General features: G+C 61.9%; 13 protein-coding genes. 3 read left to right on the top strand and 10 right to left on the bottom strand.

The genetic code is table 11. The annotated features are described in order from the left end of the window. Positions 1 to 24 precede the first annotated feature (24 nt). Positions 25 to 1,524 carry a porin gene (locus ACV1FX_RS00800; RefSeq protein ID WP_473115629.1) on the bottom strand — a complete coding sequence of 500 codons (1,500 nt, stop codon included), beginning with the start codon at positions 1,522 to 1,524 and terminating at the stop codon, positions 25 to 27. Between the two features lie 552 nt (positions 1,525 to 2,076). On the opposite strand from ACV1FX_RS00800, the gene ACV1FX_RS00795 reads away from it, so the two are divergent. Beyond that, the gene (locus ACV1FX_RS00795; RefSeq protein ID WP_473115628.1) at positions 2,077 to 2,556 is read left to right on the top strand and encodes a MarR family winged helix-turn-helix transcriptional regulator; all 480 of its coding nucleotides are present in this window, start codon (positions 2,077 to 2,079) and stop codon (positions 2,554 to 2,556) included. Positions 2,557 to 2,647: 91 nt separating this feature from the next. Here the strand turns inward: ACV1FX_RS00795 and ACV1FX_RS00790 are convergent, their stop codons facing one another. The 6 genes from ACV1FX_RS00790 to ACV1FX_RS00765 all read right to left on the bottom strand — a co-directional run bounded on the left by ACV1FX_RS00790 (position 2,648) and on the right by ACV1FX_RS00765 (position 11,219). Beyond that, positions 2,648 to 3,706 (bottom strand): alpha/beta hydrolase family protein, encoded by a 1,059-nt coding sequence (locus ACV1FX_RS00790; protein ID WP_473115627.1) that lies wholly within the window; start codon positions 3,704 to 3,706, stop codon positions 2,648 to 2,650. Between the two features lie 605 nt (positions 3,707 to 4,311). After that, positions 4,312 to 6,669 (bottom strand): glycoside hydrolase family 31 protein, encoded by a 2,358-nt coding sequence (locus ACV1FX_RS00785; protein ID WP_473115626.1) that lies wholly within the window; start codon positions 6,667 to 6,669, stop codon positions 4,312 to 4,314. Positions 6,670 to 6,711: 42 nt separating this feature from the next. After that, positions 6,712 to 7,785 carry an ABC transporter ATP-binding protein gene (locus tag ACV1FX_RS00780; protein WP_473115625.1) on the bottom strand — a complete coding sequence of 358 codons (1,074 nt, stop codon included), beginning with the start codon at positions 7,783 to 7,785 and terminating at the stop codon, positions 6,712 to 6,714. Between the two features lie 16 nt (positions 7,786 to 7,801). Then, positions 7,802 to 8,851, bottom strand: coding sequence for a carbohydrate ABC transporter permease (locus ACV1FX_RS00775; protein ID WP_473115624.1), 1,050 nt, complete (start codon positions 8,849 to 8,851; stop codon positions 7,802 to 7,804). Beyond that, positions 8,848 to 9,897: a carbohydrate ABC transporter permease gene (locus ACV1FX_RS00770; RefSeq protein ID WP_473115623.1), complete on the bottom strand. Its 1,050-nt coding sequence runs from the start codon at positions 9,895 to 9,897 to the stop codon at positions 8,848 to 8,850. The genes ACV1FX_RS00775 and ACV1FX_RS00770 overlap by 4 nt, the downstream gene beginning before the upstream one ends. 23 nt (positions 9,898 to 9,920) lie before the next feature. Continuing rightward, positions 9,921 to 11,219, bottom strand: coding sequence for an ABC transporter substrate-binding protein (locus tag ACV1FX_RS00765; RefSeq protein ID WP_473115622.1), 1,299 nt, complete (start codon positions 11,217 to 11,219; stop codon positions 9,921 to 9,923). Here ACV1FX_RS00765 and ACV1FX_RS00760 point away from each other — a divergent pair, their 5' ends adjacent. Continuing rightward, positions 11,220 to 12,323 (top strand): LacI family DNA-binding transcriptional regulator, encoded by a 1,104-nt coding sequence (locus tag ACV1FX_RS00760; RefSeq protein WP_473115621.1) that lies wholly within the window; start codon positions 11,220 to 11,222, stop codon positions 12,321 to 12,323. 77 nt (positions 12,324 to 12,400) lie between these two features. On the opposite strand, the gene ACV1FX_RS00755 is transcribed toward ACV1FX_RS00760, so the two are convergent. From ACV1FX_RS00755 to nac, 3 genes are all read right to left on the bottom strand, one after another. Continuing rightward, positions 12,401 to 13,381 carry a peptidyl-alpha-hydroxyglycine alpha-amidating lyase family protein gene (locus ACV1FX_RS00755; RefSeq protein ID WP_473115620.1) on the bottom strand — a complete coding sequence of 327 codons (981 nt, stop codon included), beginning with the start codon at positions 13,379 to 13,381 and terminating at the stop codon, positions 12,401 to 12,403. A 21-nt stretch (positions 13,382 to 13,402) separates the two neighbouring features. Next, on the bottom strand, positions 13,403 to 14,074 hold the full coding sequence (locus ACV1FX_RS00750; protein WP_473115619.1) for a 4-carboxy-4-hydroxy-2-oxoadipate aldolase/oxaloacetate decarboxylase: 672 nt from the start codon (positions 14,072 to 14,074) through the stop codon (positions 13,403 to 13,405). 94 nt (positions 14,075 to 14,168) lie between these two features. Then, complete coding sequence (nac, locus tag ACV1FX_RS00745) at positions 14,169 to 15,146, bottom strand: nitrogen assimilation transcriptional regulator NAC (RefSeq protein ID WP_473115618.1); 978 nt, start codon at positions 15,144 to 15,146, stop codon at positions 14,169 to 14,171. A gap of 130 nt (positions 15,147 to 15,276) precedes the next feature. On the opposite strand from nac, the gene ACV1FX_RS00740 reads away from it, so the two are divergent. Then, positions 15,277 to 16,035: an SDR family oxidoreductase gene (locus ACV1FX_RS00740; protein WP_473115617.1), complete on the top strand. Its 759-nt coding sequence runs from the start codon at positions 15,277 to 15,279 to the stop codon at positions 16,033 to 16,035. Positions 16,036 to 16,040: the final 5 nt, after the last annotated feature.

Raw genomic sequence — 16,040 nt, 5'->3', positions numbered from 1 at the left:
GCTTGTCCGTCCGTTTGAACGAACTTAGAAGTTGCGCTGAGCGCGGAGGAGCATGCTGACCGAGTTCTGGTCCTTCAGCTCATACACGCCTGCCGGCTTGGCGGCGGTCGTGATGCCCGGGCTGTTGATGGAGCCCGAGTACTTCTGGTCGAGACGGGTCCAGTTCACGTCAGCCGTGAACGCCAGGTTCTTGACCGGGGTCCACACGGTGTTGACACCGATAACCGCGAAGTTGAAGTCCGGGTTACAGGTCGAACCGGCCACGGCGATCGCCGCGAAGTTCGTGCAGATCAGAGCCTTGCCCGTGTCGCCGTACTTCAGCTGAGCATAGCCACCGTAGATGGCGCTCGCCCAGTTCGGGTTCCAGTTGTGGGTGTAGCCACCGCGGAAGCCCCAGGTCTTGACGGTATCGATACCAGTGCCGGTGCCGAAGACGCCGTCAGCAAGGCCCGCGAAAGCGGTGCTCTGATACGCGCCGGTGCCACTGCCGCTGAACATGAAGAAGCTCTGCGGGAACAGGCTCTGGAAGTTGTAACGGGTCGCACCATCCGTGTAGACGGCCTGCAGGTTGATCGTGTCGCCCGGACCAGTCGGGATGTTCTTGATCGACAACGCACCCTGGACAGCCCAGCCCCACTTGTCAGCCGGATGACCGCTGAGTTCGGTGGTGCCGTAGTAGGCGGGATGGATGTCATGCGCGGCAACCGAGATCTGGGCCAGACCCCAGGCCTGATCGACGCGGATCGCACCGACGATATCGGGAACGCGGGTACCACCCCAGTCCGCGACGCCGTAGTTGCCCTGCACGAAGGCAGCCGAAGCAGCCGTGGCCGCGGTGAAGCCGTTGACGTTCCAGAGGTTCGACTGACCACCAGCCGCCGTCGTCAGATCCTGCAAGGCCACCGAACCGGTGATGCCCTGGCCGAAATCAGCCGTGTAAGCAACCTGGTTCACGCCGGTGACGTTGTTCGAGCCGCCCGGAATGGTGTCGGGACCGCCAGCCGGATAGCTCTGCCACGGAGTATCGAAGATCGAGACCGTACGGCCGAAGGTGAAGCCGGCGAACTGGATGAACGCATGGTAGAGACCGAGCCCGGCGGAGCCGGTCGAGAACGCCGACGGGTTGCTGCCGGTGACCGCGGTCGTATCCCAGGTGAAGATCATGTCAGCGTAGGTGCGAACCACGCCATACTCGGTCGCCGTGCGGGTATCGACCGTGAAGTCCATACGAGCGCGGCTGAACCAGTAGTTGGTCAGACGGTTGTTCGAACCCTGGTTACCGGACGAGCTGCTCTGCTGGATGTTGTAGTCGCCAGCGCCAACCGACGTGTCGGCACGAACGTAACCACCGAACTTGATGCAGGTATCAGTGCCCGGCATGTAGTAGAAACCGGCTCCGTACAGGGAGCAGATCTTCACGTATTCGACCGCCTTGGCCTTCACGGGAAGATCGGCTGCCTGTGCTCCGCCAACGGCGATCAGAGCCGCCGCCGAGCCAAGCATAAGGCTCTTCGTCAATTTCATTTGCTTACCTCCAAGTTGGTGTTGGGCGGCTCGGACGCGATCGAAGACGCGGCCTCCTGCCCCTCAATTCCCCAAGTCCGCACCCAGGTTCCGGCTGCGGAAACGACTTCGAGGTGCCCCCCTCCGTCGCTAAATTGGATATAATTTAACAAAACAATCATCTCAATTGATTGTTTTATTCAATCGATCGTTCGCGGCGAGCTGTTGTATGCGCGCAACACCGCAAAAACCCCGGGGTTTCGGGCCAATTCTGATTGAAATAACAACAAAAAACCCTCGGGGGGCATCCCGAGGGTTTCCTTGGAGGTTTAGCGAGTGGCGCTTCAGAACCCTTCGTTGAAAGAGTTTGAGCTGCTCGTAAACACCAGCAATGATTATTTTAATTAATTGATCTTTGCAAGCCTCTATTTGCGCCGATGCTTGCGTCGAGTCGTGGCTCGAGTTCAGCACAATGGGTCCGTGGATAACGAATATCTGAGAACAAAATCGTTAGAGATAACCGTAGAGTAGCTAAAAGGCCTCTGGTGCCTGCAACCTCGCCGGATCTCAAAAATGATCGAGAAAAATCTCGACCGAGCAATCAAAGACTTCATTTGGAACGTGGTCGAGATCCACTCTCAACTGGAGGAAATCCATAAGAGCTGGGCCGAGCTCCTCGGCATCACGGAACCGCAATGGCTGATCTTGATGGCCATCGACGAACTGGATGACGGGCAAGGCGTGGCTGGAATCGATATTGCGGGCAAGCTGCGCATTCATCCGGCCTTCGTCACCAATCAGACGAAGAGCCTCGAGAAGGACGGCTTACTGTCGCGAACGCCGCGTGCGGACGACGCACGTTATGTCTTGATGTCTCTTACCGCCAAGGCACGAACTGAAATTGCGAAGCTCACCAAGAGAAAACTGGCTCTGAACTCGACAATGTTCAACGAGTTCGATGAGAAAACGCTGGCAGACGTCAACGTCGCGCTCGCGGCGATCGCCAAGAATGCGCGGTTGGCATCTCGCCTGCTGGCGATCGATATCTCCTGAACGCGGGAAGCCGATCGACCGGCGCATCATACACCGGGACCTCAAGCTCGAACCAGCCGTAGAGCAGAATTCTTGAGCTGCTTGCTGCCTGCTAATCGCTCGTCGGTTCAAATTGCCGACGCGATCCGAGTTTCTGCTCAAGCCAGTCGAGAACGAAATCGTCCTTCGTGACGAAGTTTTCAAGCTCGTCCGAGCCCCGAGAAATCGCAATGGAGCAATCCACTCCAGCACGCTTGCAGTCGGCCTGCAGTTCAAGAGCATGCTGCTGGTCGACCATCGCTCGACCTCCCGCCACGATCAGGACCGGACACCGCATTCGGCCCACCAGCCGCTGACCAGACTCCCGCGCGCGGTCCGAGGCCGAATCCCAAATGCCCGTCATCCAGCCCACGCTCGCGCGATGTTGGGCCGCAGTCCAAAGTCCGCCGTCACAAACAGCCGCGACTATCCTGCGGTCCGATGCAGCGATACGCGACGCATAACTGGCGGCCATTCTCTCACCGCTGACAGCAATTCGGTCGGCATCGACATCCGATCGGCTTTCCAAATAGTCCAGCCAACTCGCCAGGAGGGCTTCAGGCCCGAACAGACGATGCCTTGACGCATCGTCTCCTCGAACAACCAGGATCGATAAATTGCGCCCCTCAGCCGCAGGCAGAAGCTGGCTCAAGATCGCATCGGGCGACGCTTCTTGGTCACTAATGAAAATAACTGCAGGCGCAGGCCGAGCGCGACACGCCGCGGGCAGAAAGTACCCGGCAAGCCGCAGGTCATCGAAAAGCTTGATCTCTATCCGTTCGACGCGACGCGGCTCACTGGCATCGAGACTCCTGAGACTATTCTCGATCCGATCCTCAAGCGCGAGGCTCGATGAACTCCCGGGATGAGCGAGCTCTCTTGCGACCTCAAAAGCCGTCAGAGCGCAAAGCCAAGATTCACGGGATGACGTTGGCAACTTCTTGCTGATCGCGAGTTCAGCCGATTCCCGATACCCATCACCAACCGTCATCCAGTGATGAATCCAACGGTCGCAATCTTTGGAAACAGCGACCAACAAATTGTCAAGAAATGCTGCGGCACTCTGCCGCACATCTGCAAGGTTGGCGCGGGCGTTCGTCATAGGTGCCTGCGGCCACCGATCGCCGTCCATGTCTTCCTCCGAAGGTCTGCTCTCCAACTTGCGTGAGCGCCCCTCCTTGGTTTTCACCCGACTCTTCTCTCAACGCGTCCTTTGTTCATCTTGCGAGCAGCCGAACCTGCCTGCACGAGACGCCGGCAACGCGCACGTCTATTACGATTGTCGGGAATACACCCGACGAAGATTAGATTTTTGATCGGCTCGGTCAACCCTCGTCGGCGGACACGAATGCAGCAGCGACGACCAAGATTTGGCCGGATCGTTTCACTTGCTTTCCGAAGCCTGGGTCAAAGCCCCGCCATGACTCGTGACGGCACAAGCTTCATCCAGGATTGCATCAACCCTTCGGCATTCTCCAACGTGGCCCCAAGGACCTGCATGCCCATCCCGAGCTTTTCTTGCAATAGCAGGCGGTATTCTTACGGAAGAGCTCGCCGAACTCGGCATTCCCTTTGTGGCGGCATCAGCGGACAGGCCGACGCGACCTGGCGTCTCATCTTCTCAAGTGGCGGCAGCCGCTTGAGAACGCCGTCACGCAATCAGGCGACGCCAGCGTTCGGAGCGGCAAGATTGTGCGTATTTCAGCGGCATAAGAGCGCTTTTGGCGCTTGGCGCAGCTACTTCGTCGCCTCGAGCACAGCTGTAACAGGTCCTTCGATGCTGCCGATCGTCAAGGGCTCCGCCACTCCGAGGAGTCTCACATGCAAACGGTCGAATGCCGGACGGAAACCGCCTTGCGCTTTTGCAGTCAATTCCAGGCCGGTGCCTTTCCGGCACAAATGGAAGGACAGAAGCAAAGAATCCGTGCGCCAGGCTGCCGTTTCGCCATCGTCCTCGTAGAGATCGGCAGCGGAATGCGCGCCCGGCGCGCCGAAAACCATAAGCGACCGCTCGCCCGGTCTACCGGCCAAATCGATATCAACGACCGGAATCATGGCTCCTGCACGGACGAACAAAGGCATGCGTCCAAGGGGCGCAGCGACCTGCACAGTCTCACTATCTGAGAAATGACGGCCATCGTGCCAGTCGTACCAGCCACCTTCATGGGCGGGTAGCCGGACGCGGCGATCGGAAGCGCCCTCCTCGAGCACGGGCGCGACGAGCAGATCGGGGCCGACCATGAAGGCGTCCTCAACGTCCCTCACCGCCGCATTATCAGGAAAGTCCCAGAACAGCGGACGCACCACGGGCTCATGGTCGCGGCTGGCGCGCCACATCTGCGTGTAAAGGTAGGGCAGCAGCCGGTGCCGCATCTCGATCACGGAGCGCACCTGAGGCAACACCGATGCGTGCATCCAGGGCAGAGTGACCGATCCGTCATCGTTCCACGAGTTCATGATCATGCGTGGCCAGAGTGCGCAGAACTCGACAAAGCGGCAGAGCAACTCCGGACTTGGCCTCGGGCCGTGAAAACCGCCGACATCGTGGCCGATGTTGAAGAGCCCGGACAGGCTCATGTTCAGACCCTGGGTGAGATTGAAACGCAGCGTCTTCCAGGCGGTCTCGTTGTCACCGGACCAGGTCTGGCCATAGCGCGCAAGCCCGGCCGGCCCGGCGCGCGTGATGACGTAGGGCCGCCGTGAGGAGGATCGGTCGGCCTGCGTCTCGAAGGAAAGCTTCGTCATCAGCAAGGCCTGCGCCGGGCGCGCCAGCGCCTGCGCGAAGGGGCGGCCGTCGCCGGCACAGACCGCGTCCTCGTCCCAGATCTCGAACTCATTGTTGTCATTCCACATGGAAACGACGCCATGATCGAGCAGCGCATGCTCGATGCCCGCGCGCCACCACCGGCGCCCGTCGGGATTGGTGAAGTCGACGTGAAAGCCGACGCCATCCCAGAATTGCGCGACGGCTGGAGCTCCGGTCACCTTGTCCTTCACCAGGATGCCATCGTCGATGGCCTCGGCGAGCCGCGGATGATCGTCGAGCAGGCACGGCTTGATGTTGGTCACCGGGTGGATGCCGGCATCGACCAGCCGCGCCATGGTCGAGGATGGATCGGGAAACTTGTCGTGGTTCCAGTTGAACACGTAGCGACGTCCACCGATCGAGGTGTAGCCTGAGCCGAAGTGGAAGCTGTCGCAACGAATAGCGTGGCGGCGGCAGTCGGCGATGAACTCCGTAACCCGCCGATCGGCGTCGGGCGCATCCGCGATCGCCATCGACGTAACACCGAATCCGAGCGACCAGCGCGGCGCAAAAGCCTGCCCCCCGGTGAGCCAGGAGAAACGGCGCACGACCTCGCGCACGCTGGGCCCAGCGAGCACGTAGAAGTCGAGGTCGCCATCGTCGGCGCGATAAGACCGGAACGTGCCATGGTAGTTGTCGATCGTGCAGCCGAGATCGACAGATCCGGTGGAGAGATTGTCATAGAAGATACCGTGGGCGCCTTGCGGCCCATCGACAATGACGAACGGCAGCATCTTGTAGAGCGGATCGCTCAGCTCGGCGTCGAATCCGCAAGGGTCTACTGCGTCAATGGCAAAACGCCGTCCCGTGCGATCCAGCGGCCCGGCCTTGTCGCCGAGGCCGTAATGGCGCTCGTCCGGATGACGCGCCATCATGTGCGCGATGGCCGGGGTTTTGTTGGAGACGAAATAGGCCTGGGTCGGCCGGTCGCGCAGAAACGGCTCGACTTCGTCGTCACGCCGCCAGGCAATGCCGAACGGATGAAGCGTAATCTCGGCCGTCAGCCCGGCTGTCGTCATGCTGACGGTGCCCTCGCCCACTGTGATCGTCACCGCGGGATTGGCGAAGCCCGACATATCGTCGCGGTCGCGTCCCCCATATGGGGGCTCGATGCCGCCGGGCGCCAGCGACCAGCCGCGGTCGAGCCGAAAGCCGCCAGCACGGCGAAGCGTCACCCGGCCGAGATCGCGCTCGAGGATGCGCACCGCAATGGTGGCTCCCTGCCCGACGTCGAATATTGCAGCTCCGCCCTCGCAACCGCGATAGCGACCCTCAACCAGGGCTTTCATGTCTCAGCACTCCATCTTTGATCTTGTTCTATCGTGCCGGCCTCAGCAGCCTGGCCGCACGGCGGCCCCTTCGGCGTCGAACAGGTGAAGGTGCGCCGGCTCGAAACGAACCGGGAGGGTCTCGCCGCGCCCCCGCAACGCCTGACCGTTCTGGCGAACCGTCATCTGTGGCAAGCCGGGCGCGCTGCCATAGAAATACGTATCACCGCCGAGCTGTTCGACGAGGTCGATCGTGAGCGTCAGATCGGCCGCGCCGTCAGCGAGCGCGATGTGCTCGGGGCGCACACCGAGCGTGGCGGAAGCGCCCGCGATGAGCGAGCCCGTCGCTACCTTGATTGGTTCTCCGGTTTCGCCGACGCGTACCAGCCCCGGCGACACCACCTGCACCGGCAGCAGATTCATGCGCGGCGAGCCGATGAAGCCCGCAACAAAGAGATTATCGGGCCGATTGTACAGGTCGAGCGGCGTGCCAACCTGCTCGATGCGGCCGCTGCGCAGCACGACAATACGGTGCGCCATGGTCATCGCCTCGACCTGATCGTGCGTGACGTAGATCATGGTGCCGCCGATCTCGGCATGCAGCGCTGCGAGCTCCTTGCGGGTGGCAACGCGCAGTTCGGCGTCGAGGTTGGACAACGGCTCGTCGAGCAGGAATATCTTGGGATCGCGAACGATCGCGCGACCAATCGCCACGCGCTGCCGCTGGCCGCCCGACAATGCCTTCGGCTTGCGCTCGAGATATTCCGTGAGGCGCAGCATCTCGGCCGCGCGCCGGACCCGGGCATCTATCTCGGACCGCGCAAGACCCATGTTCTCGAGCGCGAAGGCCATATTCTTGTAGACCGTCATGTGCGGATAGAGCGCGTAGGACTGGAACACCATGGCGAGCCCCCGGTCCGACGCCGGTACGCGCGTGACGTCGAGGCCATCGATCGCAATCTGTCCGTCGGTGACATCCTCAAGCCCGGCGATGATGCGCAGCAAGGTCGACTTGCCGCAGCCGGACGGGCCGACGAAGACGATGAATTCGCCGTCCGCGATCGCAAGATCGACGCCGTGGATCACGGCGATCGTTCCGTAGGCCTTGCGGACGCCCTTGAGAGTCAGGCCAGCCATGACGACATCCCCGCCATCATTTCATTCCCGTATTGGCTATTCCCGTGGCGATGAAGCGCTGCAGAAAGACGAAGACAAGGGCCACGGGGATCAGCGACACCACCGTCATCGCGAGGAGATAATTCCATTGCGTCTGCAGTTCGCCCTGGAAGGCATTGAGACCGATCTGCAGCGTGAAGGATTCGGACTTGGTGAGCACCGCGAGCGGCCACAAAAACTCGTTCCACCGCCACATGATGGAGAAGATGGCGAGCACTGCCAGAGCCGGGGCCGCCAGCGGCATGACGATCCGCCAGTAGATTTGCCATTCGCTTGCCTTGTCCATGCGCGCCGCCTCGATGAGATCTCGCGGCAGCGTCAGCATGTATTGCCGCAACAGGAAGACCCCCGTGGGAGTCGCGGCACCCGGAAGAATGACCGCCCAGAGCGAATTAACGAGGCCGAGTTTCGTGACGACGAGATAGACCGGCACGAGAATGATGGTGATCGGGATCATGAGCGTGCCGATCACCATCAGCATGGCGATGGTCTTGCCTCTGAATTCGTAGATGGAGAGAGCATAGGCTGCCATCGAATTGATGAGCAGCGTGATCAGAGTTGCGATCGTCGTGACGAACACCGAGTTCCACAGATAGTGCGTGAAGGCGAATTTCTGGAGCGGCTCGGTGTAATTCGAGGTCGCGAAACTCAAGTGCCGAACAGGCGCGAGCTTGGCGGTTGGTACGCGATATTGCTGCTTGGGATCGGCCGGGTCGACCATCTGGGCGATCAGCCCGATGCGCCTGATTTGCACGAGTTCGCGACGCTCGCCATTGTCGAGAGTGGCCGCAAAAAGCGGCAGCGGCTGCGGAAAGCCCTGCACTCTGACCTCCTGTTGCGACAGCGGCAGCAGCGAGGGCGGGAATTCCAGCAGGCTCGCCTGGGTCTTGAACGAGGACAGAACCAGCCACACGACGGGCCCGAACATCAGCACGACACCGAGCCCGAGATAGGCGTAGGCGGCGATGTCTGTCCAATGCCAGTGCCCGCTCCGACGGCGGGCGCGCAGTAGCTGAATTGGCTTCATGAGGCGCTCCGGGTGCGAGACAACTGCGCCAGCGTGAGCAGAAACAGCACCACGCCGAGCACGATTGAAGCCGCAGCAGCCAGGCCGAAATTCTGCACCTGGCTCGCAAATGCCGTCTCGTAGATGTATTGGACGATCATCAGCGTTGCCGTGCCCGGTCCGCCGCCGGTCAGCACGAACACCTCATCGAACGTCTGCACACCGCGGATCAGTGCAAGCACGATCACCACGATGAGGTTCGGCCAGAGCAGCGGCAAAGTGATCCGCCACAACACGCGCCATCGCGGCGTCGCGTCCATCTGTGCCGCTTCGTAGAGATCGGCTGGAATGGCCTGCAACCCCGCGAGCAGGATGAGCGTGTAGAAGCCCATATGCGCCCAGACCGAGACGAACACCGACCAGAACATCGCCCAGCCAGGATCCACGAAGAACAGGATCTTCTGCCCGCCGATCGTGGTGAGCCCGGCGTTCAGCAGGCCATCGCGTTGCAAGATCCATTTCCAGACAAGTGCAACCACGACCGGCGACAGCAGCACCGGAAAGAAATAGACCGCGCGAAAAAAACCGCGGCCGCGGATCCGCATGTTCAGAACCAGCGCGGTAACGAGCGAAAACGTCACCATGGATACGAGCTGGAAGATGGTGAAACGCAGCGTATTGGCGACGCCGCGCCAGAAATGATCGACCCGGCACGAAGCGGGATCGAAGAAGGAGCCGCAATCGAACAGATAGGCGTACTGATCGGTTCCGACATAAGGCCGCTGCGAAGGAAACAGCGATTCCCCGCCCGTGAACGAAAACACCAGATCGATCACAAGCGGGACGAACACGAACAGCGAGAAGAAGACGAGGTTCGGCAGCAGAAAGACGTAGGCCATTCGCCGCTCGCCGATAAGCTCTTGCAACAGGCGCATCGGGCGATCGACGAGACGTAGCAGGGCTCCGAACACCGCGCCGAGCGCCGTCTCGCCCGCGCGACGCAAGCGCGCGAGCAGCGCGACCGTCGGCGCGGCCTGCGGTTCAATGCCAGTCGGCAGATCGGTCATGCCGCCACGCGTCCGTCCGACGCCTACTTCTTGTTGCGCTCGGCGAGCTGCTGCTCGATATCGCCCGAGATGCGCTTATAGGCCTCATCGAGAGTGATCTCGCCGGAGACGGCCTGGCCAAGCCGACTGATCACCGCGTTGAGTATGACGCGACTGGCCGGGTAGCCCTGCAGCTGGTTCGCCGCCGGCGCGAGTTGGTTGACGCCGTCGCTGAAGACCTTGAGCGCGGCGTTCGCGACCGGTGACGCATCCTTGTAGTCGAGGCCCTTGCGGGCGAGACCGAGATGGCCCGGCACGAACAGTGAGCGGGCATAGAACTCGGCGACGACGTCCTCGCTCGCGAGGTAATCGAGCACGCGGGCCACTTCTTCCGGATGCTTGGTGGACTTGATGCCGACGAGCGCCGCACCGCCCGGCATGCCGGAACAGTTCGCCGGCCCGCACGGCGTCGGCACGGCAACCCAGTCAAAAGCCGTTCCGATCGTCTTGTCGAACTGGCTGATTTGCCAGGAGCCCGATTCATACATGACGACCTGGGCGTTTTTGAACTCCTCGTTGGCACCGCGATAGGTCGCCCCCGCCACCGATCCCCACAGCTCCTTCGACATCACGCCGCTGTTGTGCCAGTCATAGATCAGCTTGGCGGCACGTTTGAACCCGTCGTCGACGACCGCCGGCTGCCCCTTGCCATCGAACACGGCGGCGCCTTCCGAAATCGCCATGCCGAAAAAGCGGTGACCGGAACGGTCGAATGCGATCGGAAATGGCGCCTGGACCTTGTCCGCCACCTCTTTTGCCGCCTTGGCCCAATCCTCCCAGGACGCTTTCGCAGCGGGCATTGCGACACCCGCCTGCTCGAACAGCGTCTTGTTGACGAAAGGACCGGTCACGGTCAGCTGGGTCATGAAGCCCGGGATCGAAGACGTATCGCCCGGGACCCGCATCCACTTCAGGAAGGGACCGTAATTCGCTTCCCAGTAGTCGGCGTTCTTCAAGTAGGGGCGCAGGTCGAGCATATAGCGGGCAAGGCCGCCCATGTCGCCGACACGGGCGATGTCGGGCCCCTGCCCCGAAGCTAGCTGCACAGGCAGATTCTCGTTGATGGCCTTGAACGGCACCTGGTCCAGGACGACGTGGATGTCCCGGTTCTTGTCCTCGAAGCGGCGGAGGAGATCGGCCATCACCTCGCCTTCGTTGCCGTCCGAATACCAGGTCATCCGCAGGACCGTCTGCGCCTCGGCGGCGCGAACGCCCAAACTGCCCGCCAATAGGCAGGCCGCCAGCACGGAGGCGCTGATAGCGCGACGGGTCATTGTCCTCATTTGCGTCCTCCGGGCGATACTTTGATTGTTGGCGGGTACTTTGGCAAACGTTTGCCTAAGCTGTCAATCGCTGTATTCTCGCGTTTCAGCGGATCACACCCGAGCCCAACAATGACGCGCAAGCAACGCTCCGCCCCCGCTTCACTCGCGACCGTCGCTGCGGCCGCCGGCGTTTCGATCGCCACTGTCTCGCGCATCGTCAACGGCGAAACGCGCCGGGCCTCTGCCGAGACCGTGGAGCGCGTCCGCAAGGCCATCGCCGTCGTGGGCTACCACCCCAACCATGCCGGCCGGACGTTACGCAGACGGGAAAGCCGCCTCGTCGCGATGCTCGCGCCCAATCTGGACAATCCCGTGATGGCCGCCATCGCCGCTTCGACCGAAGCCGCGCTGCGCGCCGCCGGTTATGTGATGATCCTCTGCGACACGCACGATCGGCCCGATCTGCAGGACGAATATCTCAATGCCATGCGTTCGCAGGTGGTGCGCGGCTACATCATGGTCGCGAGCGTACCGAGCGCAGTGCTGAAGGATTTCGTCGCCGACGGCGCGCCAATGGTTTTCGTCAACCGTCGCCCGCCGTTCGGGCGCGGCGCCTTTGTGGGCATCGACAACACCAAGGCGGGCGCCGACGCCGCCGACATGCTGTGGTCCGCGGGGTTGCGGCGCTGCGGCGTGCTCGCGCCCGCCCAGGGATCGTCCGTCACACTGGATCGCCTCAAGGGATTCTGCAGCCGCATGCGCGCGCTCGGCGCCACAGAAATCCCGAAGGCTGAGGCAGCTGGCCGTTCTCACCTCGAGATCGGCTATGAGGCCGCCCGTCGGCTCGCCGCGCGTAACGGTTGGCTCGAGGGGCTGATGTGCGTCAGCGACCAGATCGCCTACGGCGCCTATCGTTTTGCCCGCGAGAGCGGCATCCAGGTTCCGGAGCGCTGCAGACTCGTCGGTATCGATGGCAATCCGCTCAATCGGTGGATTGCGCCGTGGCTGCGATCGATCGAGGTGAAGTATGAAGATTTTGGCGAACCGATCGTCGAACTGCTCGACCACGTCTGGTACGGCAGAGGCCACGTAGAGCGGGTCATACCACACAGCGTGGCATGATAAGGCCTCGAGGGCTGCGCTAACGGCCTGCGTGGCCCGACTACGCCCACGTGCTCGTCCTCGCGTAGCGCCGAATGCTAGGAGCCTTCCCGCACCCGCTCCAGCTTCTGCAGACACCGCGTGGCACGTACGACGGCCGGCATCTCCTCGTCCGGAAAGTTCGTCTTCCAGTCGGTGACGCCGACCTCGCCGACATACAGGTCACCTTGCGAATCCAGAGCGAGGCCATGCGGCGCCAGGAATTTTCCGCTGGCGAGACCCGGACCATCTTCGCCGCCAAGCCGCGCGATGCGCTTGCCTTGCGCATCGACGATCGACAGCCGCGGGCCGAGATTGGACACCTTGCGGTTCACCGGCATGGCAGGGCCAAGCTCACCGATGATGAAGGTCGGCTGCTTGCCGCCGCAGCAGCACAGCGCACAGGGCCGGTGCAGATTGTTCCACTGCGTCTCGTATCTGCCCTTGCCGTCGAACACCTGCACGCGATGGTTCTCGCGGTCGGCGACATAGACATAACCGTCGGCGTCGGTGGCGATGTTGTGAACGATGTTGAACTGCCCGGGATCGGTGCCGGGCTCGCCCCAGCTCATCATCAGCTTGCCGTCCGGCGTGAATTTATGGACGCGGGCATTGCCGTAGCCGTCGGAGACGTAGATCTCGCCCTTCGGCGACAGCGCGGTATGGGTGCAGCGGTGGAAGGGATCGCCGCTCATGAACGGCGAGGGTTTTTCGGGGACGCCGATCGTCAGCAGCACCTTGCCATCGGTCGCGCACTTGCGCACCGTGTGGTCGCCATCATCGGTGCAATAGAGATTGTCGTCGGCATCGATATGCAGGCCATGCGCGCGGGTGAAGAGCCCCTCGCCCCAGCTACGCAGGAAATTACCCGCGCGGTCGAGCACCACCATCGGATGAGCGCCGCGGTTGAAGACGTAGATGCGATCCTTGCTGTCGACCGCGACGGACGCGACATCGGTGAGCTGCCAGCCATCCGGCAGCTTCGCCCAGTTTTCAACGACGCGGTAACGATGCTCGCCCGAGCCGAGAATGGCCGGCATATTCGCTCCTCGTCCGCCCGCTCAGCCGAAGGTGCAGTTCTTGGCCTCGAGCACCTTGCCAATGCCGGACAGTTCTAGAATGTCGCCACCCGCCTTGAGTGCTTTCATCACGCTGGCTTCCTTTTCCTCGCGTGCAGCGGATTTGACGCAAACGTCGGCGATGTTCTCCTTGGGCACGATGACCACACCGTCATCGTCAGCACTGACGATATCGCCCGGACGGACTGCGATGCCGCCAATGACGATCGGCTGGTTGATGTAGCCGAGGGTCTCCTTGACGGTTCCCTTCATGCACAGCCCGTAGGAGAAAACGTGGAAGCCGGTATTACGGATCGCCGGACCATCGCGCACGCCGGCATCCGTGACCAGGCCGGCGAGTCCCTTCGAGACACAGGCCGTGGCAAGCACCTCGCCGAAACCGCCCTGCTCCGGATGATCGCCTGCGCTCACAATGAGCACGTCGCCCGGTTTGGCCAGCGAAATCGCCGTGATGAGCATCATGTTGTCGCCGGGATGGCAGCTCACCGTAAACGCCGGCCCACAGGCCCGCATTCCCGGATAGATCGGCTTGATCCGGGACGTCAAAGCACCCGAACGCCCCTGCGCCTCATGAAGAGTGGATGGAGGAAACTGCTTGATGCGCTCGACGAGGTCTGCGGCAGGCCGATCGAAAGTTCTGACAACGTGAACCATGGTCCCTCCAAGGGTCCGCTCTGAGCTTCACCTGAGATAGTCGACTGCCTGATGTCGGAGAATTTCAGATTTGGGATTGCCGCATCGTATTTCGTTATGGCTCGTCCTTCGGATCGCCCAAAGGCGGTGTCGGGCCGACGGCAGCCGAGCCGGACGGGCAATCGAACGGCCCCCAGCTCTTGGCGATGATCTCGAGCAATATCTTGTAAACGGCGAATGCAGCATCGGACAAAGCAACGTTGTCGGAAATGCATAGCGACGTTTGCTGCGACGCCGACGGCGCATCGATCCGCCGAATGCAAAGCTCATCCAGGTTCGGCAGTGCCTGTGCGATGGACATGGGTAGCACGGCAGCACCCATTCCGGCTGCAATCGCCGAGGACAGGGTCGATTGCGAATGAATCTCGGCGATGACGCGCGGGCGAAGTCCCACCTCGGCGCAGACCCGTTCGACCGCCTGTCGCAGGAAGGATTCCCGATATGGAAGCAGCAGGTCGAATTGCGCGACCTCCTCCGCAGAAACCTCCTCCGAAGGCGTCTGACCCGAATACATGCTGCGGGGCGCGACAAGATAGAAGTACTCGCGCATCAGCGGCTTGTAGTCGAGACCGGTCACCGGACGATCGCCGTAGAGGACAGCCATGTCCATGCTCCCCTTCAGCACCATTTCGCTGAGCATGACGCCGGAACTGTCGTAAATGTGCAGCACGATGCCGGGATAGCGTTCACGCACCTGCATCAGCAGCGGGGTCGCGAGCAATGCCGCCGAGCTGAGCGGCGCCAGGCCGATCGTAACGTTGCCGGTCAGCCCCGATCGGTTCTCCAAGATAGTCCGTCTCGCCTCGTCGATCTGCCGCTGGATCGATTTGGCATAGCGGTAGAGGATCTGACCCGCGTCGGTCGGCCTGACACCCCGGGCGCTGCGGTCGAGCAGCTTTCGCTTGAAGTCGACCTCCAGACTGGCGATCTGCTGGCTTAGCGCCGGCTGGGCAATGTTGAGCAGTTTCGCCGCGCGCGACATGCTTCCGAGGTCGACGACTTTGACGAAGGCTTCGAGGCGGCGCGTATCCAATACGGGGTTCCCAACAACAAGGTCATCATGGCGGCAGCAATACGCTGGAGCTATGGGACTAGAACGAAATATTCTTACCACCTGGAACCCGCCGGGCCTATAGGTAACGATGCACGAAGGAGCCGAACGAATGGGATTTTCAGACTATCGAACGGCGCTGGTGACGGGCGCTTCCTCGGGCATCGGCTCTGCAACGGTTCGTCGGCTGAGCGCCGAGGGCCTCGACGTCTATGCCGTGGCGCGCGACGCGGACCGGCTTGCGGCCCTGTCGGCCGAGACCGGCTGCCGTGCCTGCGCCGTTGACGTCGGCGATCTGGACGCGCTGACCGCGCTGGCAAGCTCGGCCGAATTCGACGTTCTCGTCAACAATGCAGGCCAGTCACGTCGCGGCAATATCCTGGACACCACGCCCGACGATGTTGACGCCCTCATCAACGTCAATTTGCGCGCCGTCCTGCATCTGACGCGACTGATCGTGCCCGGCATGGCCAAGCGCGACCGCGGCCATATCGTCAACATCTCGTCGATCGCCGGCCATTATGCCTTCGGCGGGGGAAATACCGTGTACCACGCCACGAAGGCGGGCATCCATTCGCTTTCGCAGCAGCTGCGTGTCGATCTCTATGGCACCCGGGTTCGCGTCACCGAGGTTTCGCCGGCCCGCGTAGAGACGGAAGTCTTCGGACGATTGCTGGGCGATCTTGCCGAGGCCAAGCGTCGCTTTTTCGACGACTACGACGCGCTGCAGCCCGAGGATATCGCCAATTCAATTGCTTTCGCGGTCGGCTCGCCCGCCCGCATGAACGTCGCTTTCATGGAGGTGCTGCCGACCCAGCAGGTCGTCGGCGGCCTCAACTTCGCGCAGAGACATCGGCAGACCACGACCTGATGGAC

The organism is Bradyrhizobium ingae (assembly GCF_055791185.1).
Note: the sequence above shows the minus strand (reverse complement) of the source record. Positions and strands in the feature narration are given on the sequence as shown.

What these genes read in the sequence shown, in the direction of transcription:
- ACV1FX_RS00750 (WP_473115619.1), bottom strand. Translation starts at nt 14,074, where the DNA reads ATGGTTCACGTTGTCAGAACTTTCGATCGGCCTGCCGCAGACCTCGTC.
- ACV1FX_RS00790 (WP_473115627.1), bottom strand. Translation starts at nt 3,706, where the DNA reads ATGGACGGCGATCGGTGGCCGCAGGCACCTATGACGAACGCCCGCGCC.
- ACV1FX_RS00795 (WP_473115628.1), top strand. Translation starts at nt 2,077, where the DNA reads ATGATCGAGAAAAATCTCGACCGAGCAATCAAAGACTTCATTTGGAAC.
- ACV1FX_RS00740 (WP_473115617.1), top strand. Translation starts at nt 15,277, where the DNA reads ATGGGATTTTCAGACTATCGAACGGCGCTGGTGACGGGCGCTTCCTCG.
- ACV1FX_RS00755 (WP_473115620.1), bottom strand. Translation starts at nt 13,381, where the DNA reads ATGCCGGCCATTCTCGGCTCGGGCGAGCATCGTTACCGCGTCGTTGAA.
- ACV1FX_RS00780 (WP_473115625.1), bottom strand. Translation starts at nt 7,785, where the DNA reads ATGGCTGGCCTGACTCTCAAGGGCGTCCGCAAGGCCTACGGAACGATC.
- ACV1FX_RS00775 (WP_473115624.1), bottom strand. Translation starts at nt 8,851, where the DNA reads ATGAAGCCAATTCAGCTACTGCGCGCCCGCCGTCGGAGCGGGCACTGG.
- ACV1FX_RS00800 (WP_473115629.1), bottom strand. Translation starts at nt 1,524, where the DNA reads ATGAAATTGACGAAGAGCCTTATGCTTGGCTCGGCGGCGGCTCTGATC.
- ACV1FX_RS00785 (WP_473115626.1), bottom strand. Translation starts at nt 6,669, where the DNA reads ATGAAAGCCCTGGTTGAGGGTCGCTATCGCGGTTGCGAGGGCGGAGCT.
- ACV1FX_RS00765 (WP_473115622.1), bottom strand. Translation starts at nt 11,219, where the DNA reads ATGAGGACAATGACCCGTCGCGCTATCAGCGCCTCCGTGCTGGCGGCC.
- ACV1FX_RS00770 (WP_473115623.1), bottom strand. Translation starts at nt 9,897, where the DNA reads ATGACCGATCTGCCGACTGGCATTGAACCGCAGGCCGCGCCGACGGTC.